Source organism: Citrobacter sp. Cpa228 (assembly GCF_030333085.1).
GTDB lineage: Bacteria > Pseudomonadota > Gammaproteobacteria > Enterobacterales > Enterobacteriaceae > Citrobacter > Citrobacter pasteurii.
Map to the genome: position 1 here is coordinate 577,775 of NZ_JAOWGQ010000055.1, position 21,186 is coordinate 598,960.

The following is a 21,186-nucleotide window of genomic DNA, read 5'->3' on the forward strand; positions in this document are numbered from 1 at the left end:
AGTGATGCAATCCATAAAATGGATTGCATCATCAATATTTATCTTTTATTGCTTAATAACTTCGACTCGCATTTCATTAACTTGTGCAGGAACGATTTTGTGCCCTGATTTCAGATAGTCAATCACGACATCGGACATATTATGCCCGGCACGAACTTGCACATTTTTACCTTCTTTAAAGGCCAGAAAACCATCCCCTCCCAGCGCAAGGAATGTTGTCGTTGCTACATGATAAGTCTCCGTGTCCACAATCGCTTTGCCATTGATAGTGAGAGATGCTATTCGCTGGCCGACTGGTTTTTGCGGGATATAATGCATTTCAGCACCCTTTGACATTTGTAGTATGCCATTCGTGAGTGATGCTCCATGTTCCATCAGATTACGTAAATCCTTGCCACTGAGATCCATCTCTGTAAGCTCATTCTTGAAGGGGAATGTACTGGTAATGTCGCCAAAGGTAATCGAGCCAGCATTTATATCCGCGCGTAAACTGCCGGAATTAATCAGTGCGATCTGTGCTTTCGGTGCAGCAACCAGCATTGCATCCGTAAACAAGTTACCAAGTTGTGAGGATTCACCATAGGCACGGGTTAACATGATAGGTGACTCACCTACTGGTTGGCGCACGATATCTGTAAGTTTTTTATTCCAGCCATCGATAACTTTCTGGGTTGTTGGATCAGGTACCCATTCATCAGCATAAATTGTTTTCAGTTCGAAGCTTTTTACTTCATGAGTATTAGTTGCTGGGTTAACATCGAGTACCAGTTTACCAATGTCAATACCGCCACTGTCAGTAGAAAGAATTAACGTGTTCCCAACTTTGATCGGTTCTGGTGTCCCTACGTGAGCGTGTCCGGTGATGAGGATATCAAGCCCTTTCACTTGGCTTGCTGTCTGAATATCCTTATCCAGCGCACGTCTGACATCTGTATTACCAATATTGGACTGGCGTGCCGGGACACCTTCGTGAACGAGAGCAACGGTGATATCAACTTTATCACGTAACTCATCCAGGTAGTGCTGCAGATATTTTACCTCATCACGCGCTTCTATCCCCTGGTTTTTAAGGGCTGCGGCTGATTTATCAAAACGATTGTTATTATTGTTATCGAGGCCCTGTATTGAGAGTTCTGAAATCGTGTCATTAAATGCAAACACACCGTGCAGCCCAATAACACCAATTTTGACACCATCTTTTTCCAGTATAGTATAGGGCTTGTTCCAGAAAGGTATCTCGCTGTCTTTATGGAACACATTCCCTAACAGAACAGGGAAGTTCGCCTTACTTAACTGGCGCAAGAGGTTATCCCAGCCATGGTCAAACTCATGATTACCGATGGATACCGCATCAAAGGGCATAGTCCTCATAATATCAATTATTGCCTCCCCCTTGGTTAAACTGCTGATATATGGTCCGGTAAAATAGTCTCCAGCATCAAAATAAAAAGTGGATTTATTTTTTGCTTTTTCCTGTTTAACCATGGTAGTGATATTTGCCCAGCCGCCGATATCTCGTTTACCATCTGCGATATACGGGAGTTTGTAGCTATCAACATGAGCATGGAGATCATTGGTGTAAATAATAGTGACATCTTTGGCATTCGCCCAGAGCGAGAGTGTCGATAGAATACCCGCAGCAATTATTTTCATCTTCATAATTAGTTCCTTTTAGGTATATAAAGTATGACATTTAGATAAAAGGTTCATGCATGCCCATGAACCTTTTACCATTTGCAGTCGAATCAACTATCTCTTAAAAAATCGATGACCAACCACTTTATTTGTTTTAATTAAAACGTGTAGCCCACGGATAAATAATATGCCCATCCTGTTGAATCTATAGAGACTGCTCCTCCATTGGTATTAAATGCTTTACTACCTTCTTCAAATTGTCCACCATGATAGAAATAACGGAAGCTCGCACTGTAACTCCAGTGAGGATAAACTAATGCCAATACATTAGTGGTTACTATCGAGCTATTGGTTCGAGAGTAAAATTGTTGCTTGCCACCTGATTTTTCTTTTAAATCCGAACCGAAATCAAAATTAGTAAAACCTACATAATTTAACTTTCCGCCCCAAAACTGAGTAATTGGAATAACATATTTTAATTTAAAACGATATCCATCCCACTCGTTTTCATTGGCAGCGTTATAATTATTTCCCTGATATTTCGCATAGATATCTGCAGATAAAGACATCGGCAATCCAGTGTCAATATCAGTACCTAATCCCATGTACCAGGTACTCTGACGTTGTCCTTCATTACTACCTGCATCATAGATATAGTTGTGGGCAAAATACCATTCTTTAAATGGACCAAAACTTAAGTCGAGTCCTGTTAATTTATCGATGCTAAAACGAGGTTCTATTTCCATAAAAAATGGAGAACCATTATCCCAAATACCTTTGTCGTTAACATTTCCTAAACCGAAAAACTTAGGTAAATCTGCATAACCATAGAAATCGAACCAATCCTTATGCGCCCATGCTCGATATTCTGGATATAAATCAGCTCGTTTTTGTGGCCCAAAGCGTGTAGAGTTGCTTCCCACCAGGTTAATACTTTGATGCCACCAGTCTGACAGATATTCATCATTTCCTGTCTCTGCAAGTGTTACCATTGGTAATGATAAAAGTGTTCCCAATAAAAATACTTCATTCTTCTTTAACATAAACAGAATCCTTCTGTTGAGGTTTTTTTAAAATGCCATCTTTAAAAAGAAAATGTAAATAATTCCCAGTATAAAAATAGCATTATATGTTTTATATATTTAAAATGCAGTTGGGCAAAAATATATCTGTCGCTAATTAATTGAGATTATTTAGCCGAGCTTACATCAACCACCCTCATTTCCAGATCCGGTTTTAATGGGCTACTGGACTTAATGTAATCAATGATTGACTCTGAAGAACTGGTGCTGTTAATAGTTTTGACATTCGTGCCGTTTAAGAAAGCTTCAAACCCATCACCACCGGTCGCACAAAATGAATGTGTAACAACCCGATATGTTTTGGCAGGCTCTACAGGTTGGTTATTAATGGTGAATTTAACAACCCGCTCACCCAACGGTTTTTTACTGTCATATACAACATGGACACTTTTTGACACCTGCAAAACCCCGTTGGTAAGGTTAGTGGCGTGGGTCATTAAATTAATAAGATCCTTTCCGGTAAGATCCATTTCGACAAGATCGTTATTAAACGGGAAGGTCGTAATTACATCACCATATTTCAATTTTCCCTGTGGAAAATCGGCACGCAACCCACCGCTGTTTTGTAATCCCAGGACGGCATCTGGTGCTTTGGCCATCATGGCGTCGAGAACTAAATTACCCATCGGTGAGGATTCACCGTAAGCACGGGTGAACGGTGCCGTTGTCGATCCAATAACCTGGTCGGTGATGCTTTTCAGTTTAGTATTCCACACATCAATCCTGGCCTGGACCTTTGGATCGGGCTTATATTCATCAGCAAATACAGTGATTAACTTGCCGTTATAGCCATCAATTTTTTTAGTCCTGGGGTTAAAGTCCAGGACTAACTTACCAATATCGGTACCATACGCATCTGTTGAAACAACAAGTGTGTCATTGACTTTAATCGGCTCTGGTGTACCCACATGCGCATGTCCAGTGATAAGTACATCAATACCTTTAAATTTCTTTGCGGTATCGATATCGGCCTGCAGCATTCTGGCAACATCTTTATTTCCATAGCTTGACTGACGCGCTGGTGTCCCTTCGTGGATGAGTAGCACGATGATGTCGACTTTACCCTTTAATGCATCAAGCCCTTTTTGAATGTAAGGCACTTCATCACGAGCCTCTGAGCCAGCGTAAGCCTTAGCTGCAATAGTGTCATAAAACGCAAATTTTCCATGTACTCCGATTACGCCAATTTTTATGCCGTCTTTTTCGACAATTGTCCAGGGTTTATTCCAGACAGGTTTATCACTATCAGTATAAAAAACGTTGCCCAGTAAAACTGGGAAGTTCGCTTTTGATAGCTGCTTAACCATATTTTCGACGCCATGGTCAAATTCATGGTTCCCCACCGACACAGCATCAAAAGGCATGGTATTCATAATATCAATAATTGCTTCGCCTTTGGTTAAGGTGCTTATATATGGACCAGTAAAATAATCACCCGCATCAAAGAAAAATACATCTTTGCTTTTTTTCTTGGCATCATTAACGATGGTTGCAATGTTAGCAAAACCACCTACGGCTCGGTTTTTATCAACGGCGGGGATTTTTCCCGGGGAAACATGGGCATGTAAATCGTTGGTGTAATAAATAGTCACATCCTTTGCACTAATTGGTGCAGCTAACGTTGCGGATAAGCACAATGTAATCAGACTAAGTTTTGTTATTATTTGCATAACTAGTTTTCATTTGGTTATATAAAATTTAGTGGTGCTTTCAAAAGGATTCATGTGAACACATGAATCCTTTTTCATCTGCGGTTGAATCAATAATGCTCAAATAACTAATGTTCTAGCGCTTTATTTGATCTTTGCTTGTTAATTTACAGGCATCGATGCCGTTGTGATTAAGCCAGATAATTCTGTTTCACTAAATAATCTAAAAGGAGATTATTTTTTCACATCAGCAACGCGCATACCTTTGATCTGTTCATCCGTGATGGTGTTGCCTGCTTTGAAATAATCAATCACCGCGTTAGAAACATAGTAACCGCCTGTTGTATTACGCGATTTACCCTCAGTAAATGTGGTAAAACCATCGCCACCATCAGCAAGGAAGCTCTGGGTGGCAATATGGTAAACCGTCGCATCCTCAATTGGTTTGCCATTAAGAGTCAGTTCGGCGACCCGTTGGCCGATTGGTTTACTACTGTCGTACTTCATTTCCAGGCCTTTAGATACCTGCAAAACGCCATTAGTTAAACTTGCGCCATGTTCCATCAAGCTACGCAATTGTTTACCGGTGAGATCCATCGTTGCCAGCTCGTTGGGGAACGGGTACACACTGATGACTCCACCCATAGTAATCGCGCCCGCCGGTAACTCAGTGCGGATGCCACCTGAATTAGTTAAAGCCAGTTGTGTATTTTTACCTGCTGCCGCCAGCAAAGCATCCGCAGCCAGATTCCCTAGCGGAGCCGATTCGCCATAGGCGCGTGTCAATTCAACCGACGACTGTCCCACTGTTTGTTGCACCACTTCATCAAGTTTCTTATTCCAGTTGTCGATCACCGATTTCGTTTGTGGATCGGGCTTCCATTCATCTGCGTAAATGGTTTTAAGCTCGAAATTTTTCACCGTGAAGTTATGCGGCTTATTTTGGTAATCCAGCACAAGTTTACCCACATCAATACCGCCGCTATCGGTCGAGAGGATAAGTGTATTACCTACTTTAATCGGTTCCGGCGTACCGACATGTGCGTGTCCGGTAATCAGAATGTCCAGTCCTTTAACTTGGCTTGCGGTCTTGATGTCTTTATCCAGAGCACGACGTACATCGGTGCCCCCTATACTGGACTGACGGGCTGGTGTTCCCTCATGGACAAGCAGCACGGTCAAATCGACTTTACCTTTCAGTTCGTCGAGATAGCGCTGCAACCACTTAATTTCATCCCTGGCTTCAATACCTACGCGCGTCGCCGCAGAAACGGTATCATTGAAGGCAAACACGCCGTGCAAACCAATGACGCCAATTTTCACGCCATCTTTTTCGATGATGGTATAAGGCTTATCCCAGAATGCTTTGTCGCTGTTCTGATAAAATATATTGCCCTGTACAATTGGGAATTTCGCCTGGCTAAGCTGTAATAATGTATTATCCCAGCCATGATCGAATTCGTGATTTCCCATTGTAACTGCATCAAATGGCATTGTATTCATAATATCAATTATTGCCTTTCCCTTCGTCAGGCTACTGATATATGGACCGGTAAAATAATCTCCAGCATCAAAAAACCATGTTGCTTTACTTTTTGCTTTTTCCTGTTTAACCAGGGTTGTGATATTTGCCCAGCCACCGATATCGCGTTTTCCGTCCGCAATATAGGGAATCTTATAAGGTTCTACATGAGCATGCAGATCATTGGTATAAATGATGGTTATATCCTTGGCGCAAGCCCAAAGCGGTAGCGTCAACAGAATGCTTGCTGCAATTACTTTCACCTTCACAATCAGTCACCTTTAGTTAGTTAAAAAATTATCAAATTACGTTTAGGATTGTTTTTATATGTGAAAATATTTACATGATGTGTGATTTTTTTCACAAAAGTAGTCTGGAGTTACTCGCTAAAATCAACGACCTGTTTAAATCGTTGGTGACTTAAATTGACTCAGTTTACGATCAATACCTGTAAATCGTATGGTTGCCGCAATTTAGGGCAACCCATATGGGCATGTGCAGATTTCAGTTGGCCAGACTACAGACTGGGATTTCCTGCATTACACTGTCGAGCATGCGGGAGTTATCCCCCGCTGTTTGATGAACAGCAATTTAATGAATGGCTGTCTGTTCACTTAAGTGCCTATGCTTCAGAAAACGGTCATTTTTGTCCTGAATGTTATCGCAAAGAAATTATTTGTTATGGTCATAACCCACAGGGAACACAGCGCGTTCAATGCCGAGTCTGCAGAAAAGTCTGGACGCCCAAACAGCAAGAACAAAGAAAAATAGTCCCCCCAGAACGAATTGAAACTGTTTCACTAGTTGTGCCGTTCCAGGGGGGCAGTGCAGAACAGAAACTGTATGTTCTACTCAGTTTTGATGCCGTCTGCGGTAATGTTCTGCATATCTCCACAAATTTTACTCAGCATTATGTTGGTGAGACTTTACGGTATCGCTGGCACGGGAATGCTGAGCCTGATTTGCATCATAGTGATATCGTAAATCGCGTTGATATGCGCGAGACGCAATTCCTACGTAGGAGTCAGTTTGATGAAATTCAATATGGAAGTGCGATTCTCAAACGCAACGCCAGAGGTGCTATTCTGCGTCCTGTTATCACGGCTCACGGGCATTTTCGAGTACTGAACATCTTTTTTCCTAAGGTAAAGAAGCATGTTATTTCACACGAATGCTTTCTTCGGGGAGCCGTCATTACTGTTTGGGCAGAACTGTTTCGCCAACGGCAAGGTGAGCTTTGGTTTATAGAAGAGGAAATAAATGATAGTGATATTTATGTACCCTGGAGTTTTCAGAGAACAACACAGCATGGCTGGTGGCAGAATCAGTGGCAGCTTTGGGAGCAGGGAAAAAACCGTAAGATGGTTTGCCCGTTAACAGGTGGTGATAGCCGTAATGCTAAAATGCTCTCTTTGACGGCCAGCAGACATTTTATTCACTGGTTATATAAACAAGCGGATTTTATCCATAGCACCAAATTATCAGCAGGGAGCGTAACGCAAACGTTACTTTCTCTGGCGCATGAATATAACGGTAAACTTACAATAGCGCCTTCTGACGATTAGTATCATCGACAGTTTTCAATAGCAAAGGTGTTGTATATATTGTCAAGGGTTCATGTAGATACATGAACCCTTTTAACATATGCAGTTGGAACAAATAGTTTTTAAAACATGATGTTCAATTGCTTCTGTTTTTATGATTACATCATTTTACAGATTAACAGTAACTGATGCTGTAGTGATTAATTCAGATAGCTCCGTATCTTTAAATAATCTTGTACGATAGCCCTCACCTGGGAATTGAGGTGCGCCATCAGGAAGCGCGATGACATCGTAGATACTGGCAATCATATTGCCGTTCACATCGGAGATAAAGAATGAACGGGCATGGTTGGTGAAAATAGAGAAGTAATCATCATGGTCAAAAACATTACCCATAAAATCAGTCCACTGGACGATAGGGGTTGTTGGTGGTTCGATAGGTGCTTGAATTTCCAAAGCTGTTTTTGCCGCCATGTCTACAGCATAGAATAGAATACGAGCCGGAGGCGTTGAATAGGCATCGGTTGTTGCATTGTCATTAATCGGGCGAACAACAGAATTTCCATCAGCATCAAGACAAGATCTATTATCAAAGACAGATAAAACAAATTTACCTACGGTAGGGTCGATATATTCTGCAAAGGCACTATTGTTCGTGATACACACAGTATGAGCACCATTCTCAAAGTGAGTAATACCGGAGTTATCAATATGAATAGTGTCTGGATTTACCGGAAACTGAGGGTTGAAATTACCGGTGTCGAGCGCCCACAAGATACTACCATCAACAATAGAGATGCCAAAGGTCGTGCTCGTTGAACGGGAATGCACAATAACTGCTTCCTCATTATTTGGACTACTGGTAATCCATGACAGCGAGTTTAAATGAATATCATTAGGGGTGCTGTTATTTAAGATTTGAGAGCCGCTATACTCGCTAGTATAATTTTTTGCCCAAATCATTTTCCCAGTCTGATCGTTGAATTTCATGACTAGGGAATCCTGGCCCCGCGTATTGGTTATCCGATTAGGAATGTCGTTACCAAACATATAGACATCGCCTGCGGAGTCCCAGACTAAATCGTGAGTGTTTGAGTAGTGATTGCCATCAGAATCACGCATATCGAATTCAAAGATGACATTACCAAGAATGTCAATTTTGAAAAAGCGGCGACCGTACCACGACATATCTTCATCAGTACCAGTGTAGATGTAACCATTGTGAATTCTCAACGGCTGGAGATGATAAAGCGATACAAAGTTAAAGCGCAGGTCACCATTTTGGTCGTAACCACGGCCAGTAGATTGCATTAACCAACTATTGCCCCATACAGATGTAAATAACACAGGATCTGTTTGTTCAATATCGAGATGGAAGATAACCGACTTGTCATAAACCTGATCTACCGTGCTAATAGAGAATGGTTGATTGAAAACTTCAGCTCCAGTTTCATCCTTAAACACAACCTGGACGTTGTTTGCATATTGTGCATAAAGGCCAATAACAGGGATTTTTATGGTTTGAGAGACACCATAAATCAGATCCGATGTATACGTAAAATCTACGCTGGTTGAACTGGTTGTCCTTTTTGATACAGTGTAAGAATAGCTTACTGGTGTATCTGAGGTAAAATAAATATATGCAGCGAGCTGATTATCGGCTGGTGCAAGTTCAGTTTTAACATAAGTAATTGTCATGATTTTATTCCTTTTGGGTTGATTCAATAAAATATAGATGCGATTTTCTATCAGGGCATAAATGTGTCGATAATAAAAACAGCGAGAAAATAAATGCCTGATTTATAACTTAGTGTTGTGGTAATTAAAAACTGATTTTTATTATAACCCTCCTTTTGTAAAATAGCTGTCTAAACGGGAGTGAGGTTAATCACCCTGCCAATGTTGGTATGTCGTATTATCCGTTTGAGTAGGTCTGCTAAACACGGTAGATGCTATTCTGGGTACATTTTTCGTGAGAGTTGAAAATGAACGCCATCCTTAATTTCCGCCCAGTTACCCCCCCATTCAACGTCAATAGCTAGCTCTTTGGCTGCCTGAAACACAGCCGTTGCAATTGTCTGGTAATGCTTAAACTCCCATGATGCTGTACCGTTTATGACTGCGAATATATCGACGGCGTGTCCCGTTAAATGCCTGCTTTTTGACGTTAATGATTTTCCTGATGCCAATAACTCAAGCTGCCTCTTTTGGTTTCTTAACCCTTCTGAAATACCAAAATCGATAGGTGATAATTTCAATGCTCTTCTCATCACATCAGAAAGATCCTTATGTACGCCTTTAAGATTCTTTTCAGATGTTTTACTGAATTCATGATTTATCATTGCTATCTCCAGAAATTTTTTTCCAGTAATAATTAAGGGCAACAACGCCCATTGCACCTGATATACCGCTGATTGCAAGCGTAGTATGAAATACTGTTCCAAGACTTTGTGACATCAATCCAGAAAGCACGCCGGTAAATCCTGATACTATAATTTGTGCTAACGCCGAAAATAAATTTCTTCCCGACCGGCCAGATTTAACGTCAAGGAGATATCTAACAAAACCTCCCCACGCGCCGAATAATATTATGTAAATCCAGCTAAAAAATGCATTTGATGATGGGTCTTTCCATGGCAAAATAATTACCTCCAAAGATTGCATAAGTAAAAAAATTTATCGCATGATGAGATCATTCTCTTGCAATAAAACTATATGCTTTGCTATGCAGTAAATAATAAACATTGAGTACCCCAGTTTTGTGATTAATGTCACACGGAATGCAATTAATAGTCTTTACCGATCGATTTTTGATAAACGATAGTTCTATGTTATTTATATTGATGATTATATTTATTAACGGAATGCATAAGAGGGGCAAGCGGGAGAAGGGGCAACGTATCCTTCAAAAGGCGTGTCAGATGCGGGAATGAGTGCTGGAACCCCGAAAGCAGGGGCTGTGTGTGAAAGATCGCGGATTCTGGTGCAGGTTTACGGTCACGCGGCAGCAAATGCCTTACGGTAAATGCAGGCCGCAGCCCATAAAGTAAAAGGCGCTGAAATTCAGCAGGTATAAACTTGCCGGAAAATCGTAGAATTTTCAGTTGTGTGAAATGAGTGCTGGTGAACTGGCGCGGTTAAAAAATCTATTGAGTGTGAACTTCGAGCCTCCGCCGCGGTGTCCTGCGACCCAGTGTTTGCAGAGGCCTGCACCGGTAAAGGGATCAACCGTCCTGACGGAACAGGTGCTTCTTTCAGGTTGTGAAGCAACGGGAGCTGTCTACGACAGCATAGGGCAAGAGGGTGATTACAACCGTTTTACACGGATGAAAAGAGGAAACCTTTTTTTCGGGAATTGAGTTGTTTGTAGATTTTTTCGCAATTTTATGAATGACAGTCTGCCGCGCTTCGCTTGTCTTTTCCCGATCTTCCGCCAGCAAAGCTGACAGAAGATCGGGCGAGTCGGTTTAGCTCTGGCTATATTCCGGCTTACGATAACGGGACGGCCAGATTTGTTCTGGCGTAACACCTAACCAGGTACCCGGTTTTGCAGGTACAGCTAAAAGATACCGCGATTAGCCGCCAACATAAAGAGACACTCTGGAAGGCCGATCGCAGAAAATAAAAAACCCTGCTGGTGAGGCAGGGTTCTCTATTTTTCGCTCTCAGGCTGCGGATGGCGACCTAAGCGGCGTTGCGTGATAATACAATCCTGGCAGATGTAATCCTGCACTGACAGGCAGTGTAAGGGTAAGATGCAGGCGTTGCGCTCCTTTCAAAAGGAGAGCGAATGGACACACTAACGCGTAAGCTGGTTGTGCTCATTGCCGTACTGGAGCTGTTACTGGCTCTGCTGCGGTTGATTGATCTGCTGAAATAATTCACGGATTGAAACGTACTTAAGGGGAGACACCCGTTTACCCTTTAATAACCCGTTGTATTACGACACTTTTTTCAGCCTACTGGCAAACTGATAGGGTGAAATATATCCGCCAGTATTTGCATCAAGATAATCAGCCCACCACTGCATCATCGCGATCCGTTCTTCCAGATATTCAGCCTTATGAATATAGGCCGCCCGCACGCTGTTTCTTTCCTGATGGCTCATCTGCTTTTCAATGGCTTCTTTGCTCCACAACCCCGACTCACTCAGCGCACTGCACGCCATCGTCCGGTTTGATTTGATTAACTCCTTTTCACCGCATAGCGCATGATCTCGGTGACGTAGTTTTTCAGCTGCGCGGCTTTCTCCAGAAAGCCCTTGTTTTCCACTTTGTGCAGGGTAAATAACAGCGTTTCCGTGGTGATATGATCGATGAGGCTGTCCTCCGATATCCGGGAAAACATACATTTCCAGCCTGCGCTGGATGGTGTTCGCATAATGTTCAGACCAGCGCCTGTGTTCACCGTGCCAGTTCATGGCGATCTGGCGGAACGTATGACCGTTTTTCTTTTTCTGCTGTGCGATTTTCTTGTCAGCGGAGGGATCGACCCCCTCACGTATTTTCGCCCGCGCGGCATCACGTAACTGTCGCGCTTTAAACAGGGACACATCCGGGTAGGGGCCAAAGGCGAGTTTTTTCTCTTTGCAGTCGATGCGATACTTCATATACCAGAGTTTCGAGCCGTTAGGTTTGATCAGCAGGTACAGTCCTGAACTGTCTGCCAGTTTGAAGGGTTTTTCTGTGGGTTTAGTCTTGCGGATAGCGGTATCTGTTAATGCCATAGCGGGCGGCTCTATTTTCTCACCGAACCGTGAGGCACCCGATTAAGCCCCAAAAAAACTATGGGTGTCAAGAAACCCGGCAATCCTTCTCAGGGCAGCCGGGTAAAGATAAGTTCTTGTTTTTTATGCGTTTCAGGACGTATAGGAACGTCATGAAACTAAAATTTGGCTCCTCTGACTGGACTCGAACCAGTGACATACGGATTAACAGTCCGCCGTTCTACCGACTGAACTACAGAGGAATCGTTTGAACGAGGCGCATATTAGCGGGGGCGATGGGGGTTGTCAAAGGGGGAAATGAAATTGTGTGTTCGTTTGCTGACAAATTCAACAAAGCGGCGATCTTTCATGCTTTTTTAGACATTTGCCCCATTCTGGTGCGTGTCTACCTCTTGTGGGGCAGCCCGGATAAAGGCGGAATCAATAGAAGCGATCACTTTCCTGCGCCATCCCTTACTTAACGGGAGCTTAACATTAAATAATCGTCTACAGATGAAACTGGCAAGCATCTTGCAACCCTGAGTTTCATGACTGCCAGCATGGGTTCTGGTATTCCGACAGGAGGCAAAATGAACTTCAGACGACTGAAATACTTCGTAAAAATCGTCGATATTGGTAGCCTGACCCAGGCAGCGGAAGTATTGCATATCGCTCAACCCGCGCTGAGCCAGCAGGTTGCTACGCTGGAGGGGGAATTGGATCAACAGTTGTTGATCCGCACCAAACGCGGGGTGACGCCGACGGAAGCTGGGAAAGTACTGTACACGCACGCCCGGACAATATTACGTCAGTGTGAACAGGCGCAGCTTGCGGTTAATAATGTAGGGCAGACCCTGAGTGGACACGTCTCTATTGGCCTGGCACCTGGCACTGCGGCATCATCAATTACCATGCCGTTATTACAGACCGTCCGCGCCGAGCTGCCCGATGTACTGGTCTATTTGCATGAAAACAGCGGGGCGGTGCTGAACGATAAACTGCTCAGTGGTCAATTAGATATGGCGGTGCTCTACGAGCGTTCGCCGATTGCGGGTATTTCCAGTCAACCGTTACTCAAAGAGGATCTTTTCCTGGTGGGGACGCGCGAATGTCCAGGGCCAAGTGTCGATTTAACGGCAGTTGCGCAGATGAATTTGTTTCTGCCACGGGATTACAGTGCGGTTCGCCTCCGTGTTGACGAAGCCTTCTCACTGCGCCGCTTAACGGCCAAAGTAATAGGTGAAATTGATTCTATCTCCACCCTAACGGCCGCGATTGCCAGTGGTATGGGGGTGACGGTTTTGCCTGAATCGGCAGCCCGGGCATTATGTCATGCAGCGAATGGCTGGATGGCGCGGATTACAACGCCCTCCATGAATCTGCCCCTCTCGCTTAACATGTCAGCCAGGGGCAGTTTGACACCACAGGCTCAGGCGGTGAAAGAGATCCTGTTGTCGCTGGTTAGCCGTCCGGCACTGGAAAACCGGGAGCTACAGCTGGTGAGTTAGACCTTATTCCAGCCAGGAATAAGATGCAGGTTTTTATTATTTGTTATGCCGGGCATCAGACTTTAACAATAGCGTAATGTTTGATGTACCCGGAGCGAAAAGTGAATTTCCAGCAACTTAAAATAATCCGCGAGGCGGCCCGTCAGGATTACAACCTGACGGAAGTCGCGAATATTCTTTATACCTCGCAGTCGGGGGTAAGTCGGCATATTCGCGAACTTGAAGATGAACTTGGTATCGAAATTTTTATTCGCCGTGGTAAACGTTTACTTGGCATGACCGAACCGGGGAAGGCGTTGCTGGTGATCGCTGAGCGTATTCTTAATGAAGCCAGTAATGTTCGCCGACTGGCGGACCTGTTTACCAATGACACGTCTGGCGTGCTGACCATTGCGACCACACACACGCAGGCACGCTATAGTCTGCCTGCGGTGATCAAAGCATTTCGTGAGCTCTTCCCGGAGGTTCGCCTGGAGCTTATCCAGGGGACGCCGCAAGAAATTGACGTTCTCCTGCAAAATGGTGGCGCTGACATTGGTATTGCCAGTGAACGACTCAGCAGCGATCCGCTGTTGGTGGCGTTTCCCTGGTTTCGTTGGCAGCACAGCCTGCTTGTTCCACACGATCATCCATTAGTTAAGGCTTCCCCGCTTACGCTTGAGTCTATTGCTCACTGGCCACTCATTACCTATCGGCAGGGTATTACGGGGCGCTCACGTATTGATGAGGCATTTGCGCGTAAAGGGTTGGTGCCGGATATTATCCTCAGTGCACAGGACTCGGATGTAATTAAAACGTATGTAGCGCTGGGGCTGGGAATCGGACTGGTGGCGGAGCAATCCAGTGGCGAGCAGGAGGAGGGGACGTTAACCCGCCTTGATACCCGGCATTTATTTGATGCGAACACCGTTTGGCTGGGGCTCAAACGCGGTCAGTTGCAGCGCAATTACGTCTGGCGATTCATCGAGCTATGCAACGCAGGTTTATCTGTGGAAGAGATTAAACGCCAGGCGATGGAGCCTGATGAAGTGATGATTGATTATCAGATATAAAGCAAAAAGCCTGCTTAGTTTCCTAAGCAGGCTTCTTAAATTTGGCTCCTCTGACTGGGATCGCCTTTGCCAGTAAGTTGCTAATTAAAAAGCTAATCCTAGATTCCCTTCTTGTCAAGACCACCAGAATGACCACCAATCGAAGCTCGTTAAATAAAACTGATTTGAGTGGTCTTGATACGCTCCTTGCCCATACCTGCCAATGGCAGTTGAGATGGGCGTCTTGGCGTCAGAAGGGGCTATTGCTCACATTTTAATGTGATGCGCTAAAGGGGCAGGAAATTTACAAATGTAAATCGCAGATTGCGATTTGCTTGTTAGAGCACGTCTGGAAACCGCGACTTTTACGTTAATCTGAAAATTTGTGGCTATGCTGGCAGATAATTATTCAGAATCACTGCTCATCTGAATGAGAAGGATGAGTTGCTTTATGTTAATGATTTTAAAGTAAAAATATTATTTTTTGAAAAGAACACTAGGTTACCCACCATAATAGCCATGCCTAGATATGGCAAGTTAGGAAAAGGTGACTTATGATTATCGATTCATGTCAAGAGGAAAAATCTTAAAACACCCATTTATACAGAAGGAAGTATCATTTATTTTTATTTGATAGAGTTTTAATATGATTGCAAAATTTGTTCAATTGTTATAATTGATTAAGAAGCTTATATGGTATAGCCTAAAATTTGACTTTTAAGGAGTAGTCGCTACATCTCACATCAGTAACTTATCAGGAAGGTATTTTCATGATTGAACGGTTAGAACTTACAAAAAACGTCCAATTTTATGATCTGATAATCCCTCAAGATAATGAGGAAAGAGTCATAACAGATAATGAAATAATTAATATTCTGAATTCTGCTGATGATAATATTGAACCTGGTAGCGATTATTTGATCAATAGCTTTCGAGTTTCTGATATTTTAATTGATTCTAATTTAGAATTTATTTATTCTTTGAGGGTATTCCCAACACTTAAACCTGTTTATTTTATGGGGGAGGTTGAGGGAGGAGAACGATATTATGATAAGATATATGCCTTTATATTAATATTGGAGTTTGGGAATAGTTTAGCGATAATTAGAAAGAGTTGTGCAAATATATCCGATAAATTAGATAAAGATTTCAACTTGATAACTAATCATTCCTTAATTGGAACGTTTAATGATTCAGATGTTTCTTTTCAGAAAATATCAACAAGAAACATTACTATCTCAGACAAAGCGATAAGGAGCCGTTCATTTGAGTCTTCAGATCTCAAAGGTTCTTTTTCAACCCATGCTGCTGGTAGAGCTATACCCTATTATTTAAAGCTGCGTCAAGGCTCAACTATTAAAACCATTTCAGGTAGTGGAAGATTGGTTGAATCTTCACAAAGAATCAGGTTCGATGAAATTGCATCTTGGTCCTATAATCAACTCTGTCTTATAAGACAAGGTGGTGGCATTAAGGATTTCTTAAGCAATTTTGCTCAACAAAAAGATCTTAATGAAGTGATGGGGTTGACTCAACCTAATGCACTTCTAATTGAAAGTACGGCTTTATACGAAAAGATACAATCTGAAGATTTAAAAATTAAATATAAGTTACCTAACGGAGAAGATTACTTTCTTTCACAAAGGAAACTTAATAAGCTTTTTTACGAGCTAGAAAAAGTTTATGAAATAAATGATGACTTGACTCTTCGCTCGACAATTGGCGATGCCAGAATAAAAAGAAATAATAAAACTCTTACAATAGAGTCAAATATTCTTAGGAAATTGAAGGTTCAATCGAAAGGCAAAGAAGTCACAATGCAAAACTTTATCTTCAAAAATGGTTTTTATAGTATAACATTTAAAAACCCTAACTATATGTACTTTATGGGGAATTGTTTTGAAGATACATCAGGGATTTCAGAAATAAATAGTATTCTAGATCTTCTTGTTCCTGTGAAGAATATGGAGACAGTTAGTAGTGAGAAGGGTAAATTTACAGCTATGAGTGATAAGTTCTCAACTGATTCAATGTTTGATTTAGTTGAGAATGTCCATAAAGATGATGATTATATTTTTTGTGACGACTTAGGAAATGAGTGGGCAGATCATATTACATTTAATAAGCAAGATTCCTGCATTAGTTTTATACATTCAAAACACGGCTCAAAAACCACCTCTGCAAGCAAATTACATGATGTAGTAGGTCAAGCGATAAAAAACTTAGGCTATATGTACTTTAGTACCTCAGATTTTTTACAAAAATTTAGAGTTAAGCTAAAGAAGAATTATGTGAGTAATAGTAAAAATGGGTCAACTAGGACAAGAATAAAAAAAATAAGAAAGGGCGATCCTAAAAATATTAAAATTTACCTCGATGATTTATCGAAAGATGTTAAGTTGCATAGAAAATGTATATTAAGTTGCTCATTCATATCTAAAAAAGAGATTGAATATGAGTTAAAAAAATTGAAGCGTAAGCAAGCAGTTAAGCCACATGTAATACAACTCTTATGGATATTATCCTCGTTCTCACATGCTGTCAAAGAAGTGAATGCCGTACCATTAATATATTGTTTGGATTGATTTTTTATTACTGGAACTGAACAAACTATCTGAGATAGTGAGAATATATAATGTTTAATAGTAGATTCGGGCCTTTTGATGGAAGTAGTTGGGAAGCTCTTTGTCAGCAAATATTTAAACGTAAATATCAGGAAGACGATTATCAACCAATACCTGCTTCGCCTGGAGATTTTGGCCTTGAAGGATTTACCCTCAAAACAGGTTGGGGATTTCAATGTTATTGTCCGGATAAACATTATGAGAGAAGTGAACTTTATGAGAAGCAACGCGACAAGATTACAGCAGATTTAGGTAAGCTAAAAACTTATCAAACTGAACTCTTGGCCCGTCTTGGCTCTACCCAACTCACTCACTGGGTTTTTGTTACGCCAGAATTTGATAGAAATAGCTTAATTTCTCATGCTCGAACGAAGGAAGAACTAGTTCGCAGCTGGAATCTACCTTTTATTTCTGATGATTTCACGATTCTATTATATGACGGAGATAATTATATAATAGAAATTAATGAAATCCGATCTGCTTTGGGTGAGTCATTGATATTTGATGATGTTATTCCTGTTTTAGCTGAACTTGAAAGCACTGAGGAAGAATATGAAAAAAACATCAAGAGAAAATCTATTAAAAGACTTTCTATAAAAAGCGAAGCTTCAAACTTCACTAATAGAGTTAATGCTCTCAGTCAACACACATTAGAAAGCTTTTTATCATGTGATGGTTATTTTAGACGCATTGAGTCAACAGCTCCGGCAATATACGTAAGGTTGGTAAGATTAATTAACGAGTTTGAGAATTACGTTGTTGAAACATCTTATACTTGGACAGGAACTGCAGAAGAGTTAACTTTAAAGGTTCGAGATTCCCTTGAGAAAAAAATCAAGGCCGATCTTTCTCCCGAATTTGATGAAACAAATGCAAGTAAGGTCTCTCGCCTGATGACTGCTCGATGGCTTGCAATCTGTGAGCTTGATTATGACTAATGAAAAAACACAGTTAAATTTTATACGCCGTTCATCTCCTGTTTTAGTAGAACATCGGCCATTATATAAGATCGGACTATTGGTACTGATATTATATGTTTCTTCTAGAGGTGGGAAATCTAGTCTCTTAAGATTGCATTTATTTAACTGGGCTTTAAAACAAGAAGAAAGGCAACAGTTATTATATACTGCCTCCGAAATAAAAGATTTGAAGGTCTCTGCTTGGGGGTTTGATCCAGCATTTGCAATAGCAATTAGATATGCGGTTGCTGAAGGGCTTATTAGTGAAATTCCTTCAGGCTACAAAATTACAAATATTGGTATTTCTCTTGTTAAGGATATTCTTACAAAGAATGATCTATTAGAAAAAGAGAAACTTTTTTTTATGAAAGTAGGAAAGAATATTACTGAAGCAATGGTGACAGCTGTAGCGAATAGTTGGGAGGCATGATGATTTTTAGAGGATTGAAATTAAGAGCAATCACGGCCAAAGGAGACTTTGGTTTTGACGTGATTTTTGGGAGAAATTTAAATATTGTAAAAGGAGGAAACTCAAGCGGTAAGAGTACATTAGTTAATACTTTATTATATGGTTTTGGTATGGAAGAGCTTATTGGAGGAAAAGGCATTCGTACACTCCCTTATGCCGTCAAAGATTATGTAGAGTATGACGGTGGAAAAGTTCAGATAATTTCATCAGAAGTTCTTCTCGAAATAGAGAACAAAAATGGAGATGTAGTAACTTTACGGAGAGCAATAAAAGATCAGGTTCGTGATAGCAAGTTAATAGAAATTTTTCCTTGCTCGCATCTGATAAAAAATGAAGAATTAAATAACGCATTAGCGACTTATATTCATGATGCAGGTGGAGCCAAGTATAAAGAGGGGTATCATTATTTCTTGGAAAAATTTATTGGTTTTTCACTGCCAGAGGTCTCGACTACTGGTGGTGGGGAATCTAAGTTGTATATTCAAACTATTTTCTCTGCATTGCTGGTTGAACAAAAAAGAGGTTGGACTGATTATATTGCTAATATTCCATTCTATGGGATTCGTGATGTAAAAATCCGTGTTGTGGAGTTTTTACTTGGACTTGATGTGTTCAAAACCAGCTCCATAAGAAATAGGCTTAATGCAGAATTTTCTGAAATATCAAGTGAATGGAGGAAAATAACTGACGAATTAAACTGGGATGCTTCAAAACTTGGTTTCTTTCTTGATGGAATACATCGAACTCCGTCAGGTCTATTCAATGCTGACTCGGTATTAATTAAGCGAGTTATTGGTAACAGTAATATCACTATTGATGAATATATGGTTCAATTACGTGATGAGCATACAAGATTATCGAATTACATAAAAAGAGGAAATTCTGAGTCAGGTAAGGAGTTATTGAATGAAATAAATAAAGTTAGCGAAGAGTTACAGGATGTTAGCGTTCTTTATGAACGAACTAAAACAAGTATTAATACTAATCGTGCCTCTTTAAGAGAATATGAAAGGTTGCTTTCGGAAACAGTCGAGGATCTTGAACGCAACAAAGCTGCTGCAAAATTAAAAGCACTTGGAGCACAGCATGGTCTAAAAGTTGCGAGAGATCATTGCCCAACATGCAACCAAGAGATAGAGGATAACTTACTGACGAGTATTATTAGTGGTCCACAGATGGACTTGGCTACAAATATTAATTATTTAGATAGTCAAGGGCGAATGCTCAAACGTCAGATTGATGGAATAAAAGATATTATTCGGAATTTAGAGGGGCGATATAAAGAGTTATCATCAAAAATTTCTGAAAAATATGAATATTTGCACGCTTTGAGGAATGACGTTAGAACCGGCGACTCAGATGCTAAGGCTGCAATTCGCAGGCAGGTCCAGATAGAGGTTGAAGTGGAATCAATTGATAAATATAAACTTAAAGCTACTTCATTACTCACGAAACTTGAAGTGGTTTTAGGTGAGTTTATAGTAAATGAAAATGCTCGTAAAAATCTACCTAAAAGTTCATATTCATTGGAAGATGAGAAACGCATTAGAATTTTTGAAAGGCAATTCCGAGAAAATGCAGGTTCATTTGGTTACGAAAGTGCTCCAATTGAAGATATTGAATTGAGTCGTGACAATTTGGTGCCATGTCTTTCACAGCTTGAATTGAGAGAAATCAGAAGGTCAGATATTAAAGCGGATTCCAGTGCGAGTGATTTTGTTCGCCTTATATGGAGTTACCTCCTTGCACTCTATCAAACGTCAAATCTTTCATATGTATTGGGGAATCATCCTGGAGTTTTAATGTTTGATGAGCCGGGACAGCATTCTATGGCCGTAAGTAGTCAACATGCTCTTTTACAGAAATTAGCAAGTCTATCGAACTTGCAAAGTATTATTGCTGCTTCCTTTGATGAGTCTGAAGCGATTTTTAACGAGGCAACTATTAACGTTAGCTTCAACCTTATTGAATGGGATGGTAAATTAATAGGCCCTGTTGGTAGTCATGTCTAGGTTTAAATTTAATATTTATATGCTTATATGGCAATCGTTATTTCCCTTTAGTCACCAAAGAGTAATGATTTCTGGGTGACTATTTTAATATGTTTGAAGAATATGTTGTTGTTAAACCAGATTGTAGCTGATAGCATTATTATTTGAATGGATGCATATGTGGTGCTCTTGGTGTCCGTTTTATTTAACTTGTGTATATTCAATGTGTGCTAAAGACATCCGATTGATATGATAAATATTGTATGGGTTTTTATTTTATCAGTTAAAGTTCCGGAAAGAGACCATAAAAGAAGTTAGAATGAAAATTTATTCCAGCAGGTAATCATATTACTACCTACGAAATCTGGCAACCCTCCTGACCCTTTTCACTGATTCAGAGAAAGGGGCGTTATGCAGGGGCAAGTTTTTCCTCCTGTGCGCTTTTCGTTCCTGTATCGGCTTCCGGT

The 21,186-nt window shown here is 41.0% G+C and carries 14 protein-coding genes, 1 tRNA gene and 1 pseudogene; 7 read left to right on the forward strand and 9 right to left on the reverse strand.

All coding sequences use genetic code 11. From position 1 onward, the window contains the following. Nucleotides 1–45: 45 nt before the first annotated feature. From OGX91_RS21280 to OGX91_RS21295, 4 genes are all read right to left on the reverse strand, one after another. Nucleotides 46–1,659: a bifunctional metallophosphatase/5'-nucleotidase gene (locus tag OGX91_RS21280; protein ID WP_286627257.1), complete on the reverse strand. Its 1,614-nt coding sequence runs from the start codon at nt 1,657–1,659 to the stop codon at nt 46–48. Between the two features lie 134 nt (nt 1,660–1,793). Continuing rightward, entirely contained in the window at nt 1,794–2,678 is an 885-nt protein-coding gene (locus OGX91_RS21285; RefSeq protein WP_040230701.1) for a nucleoside-specific channel-forming protein Tsx, read from the reverse strand. 146 nt (nt 2,679–2,824) lie between these two features. Further along, nucleotides 2,825–4,387 carry a bifunctional metallophosphatase/5'-nucleotidase gene (locus tag OGX91_RS21290; RefSeq protein ID WP_137379171.1) on the reverse strand — a complete coding sequence of 521 codons (1,563 nt, stop codon included), beginning with the start codon at nt 4,385–4,387 and terminating at the stop codon, nt 2,825–2,827. 213 nt (nt 4,388–4,600) lie between these two features. Then, nucleotides 4,601–6,157, reverse strand: a complete 1,557-nt coding sequence (locus OGX91_RS21295; protein ID WP_286627258.1) for a bifunctional metallophosphatase/5'-nucleotidase — start codon at nt 6,155–6,157, stop codon at nt 4,601–4,603. Between the two features lie 156 nt (nt 6,158–6,313). Here OGX91_RS21295 and OGX91_RS21300 point away from each other — a divergent pair, with 156 nt between their 5' ends. After that, nucleotides 6,314–7,453, forward strand: coding sequence for a cytoplasmic protein (locus OGX91_RS21300; protein ID WP_155021299.1), 1,140 nt, complete (start codon nt 6,314–6,316; stop codon nt 7,451–7,453). A gap of 147 nt (nt 7,454–7,600) precedes the next feature. Here OGX91_RS21300 and OGX91_RS21305 read toward each other — a convergent pair whose 3' ends face one another. The 5 genes and pseudogenes from OGX91_RS21305 to OGX91_RS21325 form a co-directional block, all read right to left on the reverse strand. Next, a complete protein-coding gene (locus tag OGX91_RS21305) occupies nt 7,601–9,130 on the reverse strand; it encodes an aryl-sulfate sulfotransferase (protein WP_286627259.1) in 1,530 nt (509 codons plus the stop codon). Nucleotides 9,131–9,384: 254 nt separating this feature from the next. Next, the gene (locus OGX91_RS21310; protein WP_048211247.1) at nt 9,385–9,774 is read right to left on the reverse strand and encodes a M15 family metallopeptidase; all 390 of its coding nucleotides are present in this window, start codon (nt 9,772–9,774) and stop codon (nt 9,385–9,387) included. Beyond that, nucleotides 9,761–10,096, reverse strand: coding sequence for a phage holin family protein (locus OGX91_RS21315; protein ID WP_075551363.1), 336 nt, complete (start codon nt 10,094–10,096; stop codon nt 9,761–9,763). The genes OGX91_RS21310 and OGX91_RS21315 overlap by 14 nt, the downstream gene beginning before the upstream one ends. Nucleotides 10,097–11,372: 1,276 nt before the next feature. Continuing rightward, a pseudogene (locus OGX91_RS21320) lies at nt 11,373–12,158 on the reverse strand (tyrosine-type recombinase/integrase). 166 nt (nt 12,159–12,324) lie between these two features. Next, a tRNA-Asn gene (locus OGX91_RS21325) sits at nt 12,325–12,400 on the reverse strand. A 327-nt stretch (nt 12,401–12,727) separates the two neighbouring features. On the opposite strand from OGX91_RS21325, the gene nac reads away from it, so the two are divergent. From nac to OGX91_RS21355, 6 genes are all read left to right on the forward strand, one after another. Then, complete coding sequence (gene nac, locus OGX91_RS21330) at nt 12,728–13,645, forward strand: nitrogen assimilation transcriptional regulator NAC (protein ID WP_005127781.1); 918 nt, start codon at nt 12,728–12,730, stop codon at nt 13,643–13,645. 101 nt (nt 13,646–13,746) lie between these two features. After that, nucleotides 13,747–14,697: an HTH-type transcriptional regulator Cbl gene (gene cbl, locus OGX91_RS21335; RefSeq protein WP_005127780.1), complete on the forward strand. Its 951-nt coding sequence runs from the start codon at nt 13,747–13,749 to the stop codon at nt 14,695–14,697. Between the two features lie 749 nt (nt 14,698–15,446). Next, the gene (locus OGX91_RS21340; RefSeq protein ID WP_286627260.1) at nt 15,447–17,261 is read left to right on the forward strand and encodes a hypothetical protein; all 1,815 of its coding nucleotides are present in this window, start codon (nt 15,447–15,449) and stop codon (nt 17,259–17,261) included. Between the two features lie 50 nt (nt 17,262–17,311). Then, on the forward strand, nt 17,312–18,238 hold the full coding sequence (locus OGX91_RS21345) for a hypothetical protein (protein ID WP_286627261.1): 927 nt from the start codon (nt 17,312–17,314) through the stop codon (nt 18,236–18,238). Then, nucleotides 18,231–18,689: a hypothetical protein gene (locus OGX91_RS21350; RefSeq protein WP_203033942.1), complete on the forward strand. Its 459-nt coding sequence runs from the start codon at nt 18,231–18,233 to the stop codon at nt 18,687–18,689. Before OGX91_RS21345 ends, OGX91_RS21350 begins: the two co-directional genes overlap by 8 nt. Beyond that, nucleotides 18,686–20,740 carry a hypothetical protein gene (locus tag OGX91_RS21355; RefSeq protein WP_286627262.1) on the forward strand — a complete coding sequence of 685 codons (2,055 nt, stop codon included), beginning with the start codon at nt 18,686–18,688 and terminating at the stop codon, nt 20,738–20,740. The genes OGX91_RS21350 and OGX91_RS21355 overlap by 4 nt, the downstream gene beginning before the upstream one ends. Nucleotides 20,741–21,186 lie beyond the last annotated feature (446 nt).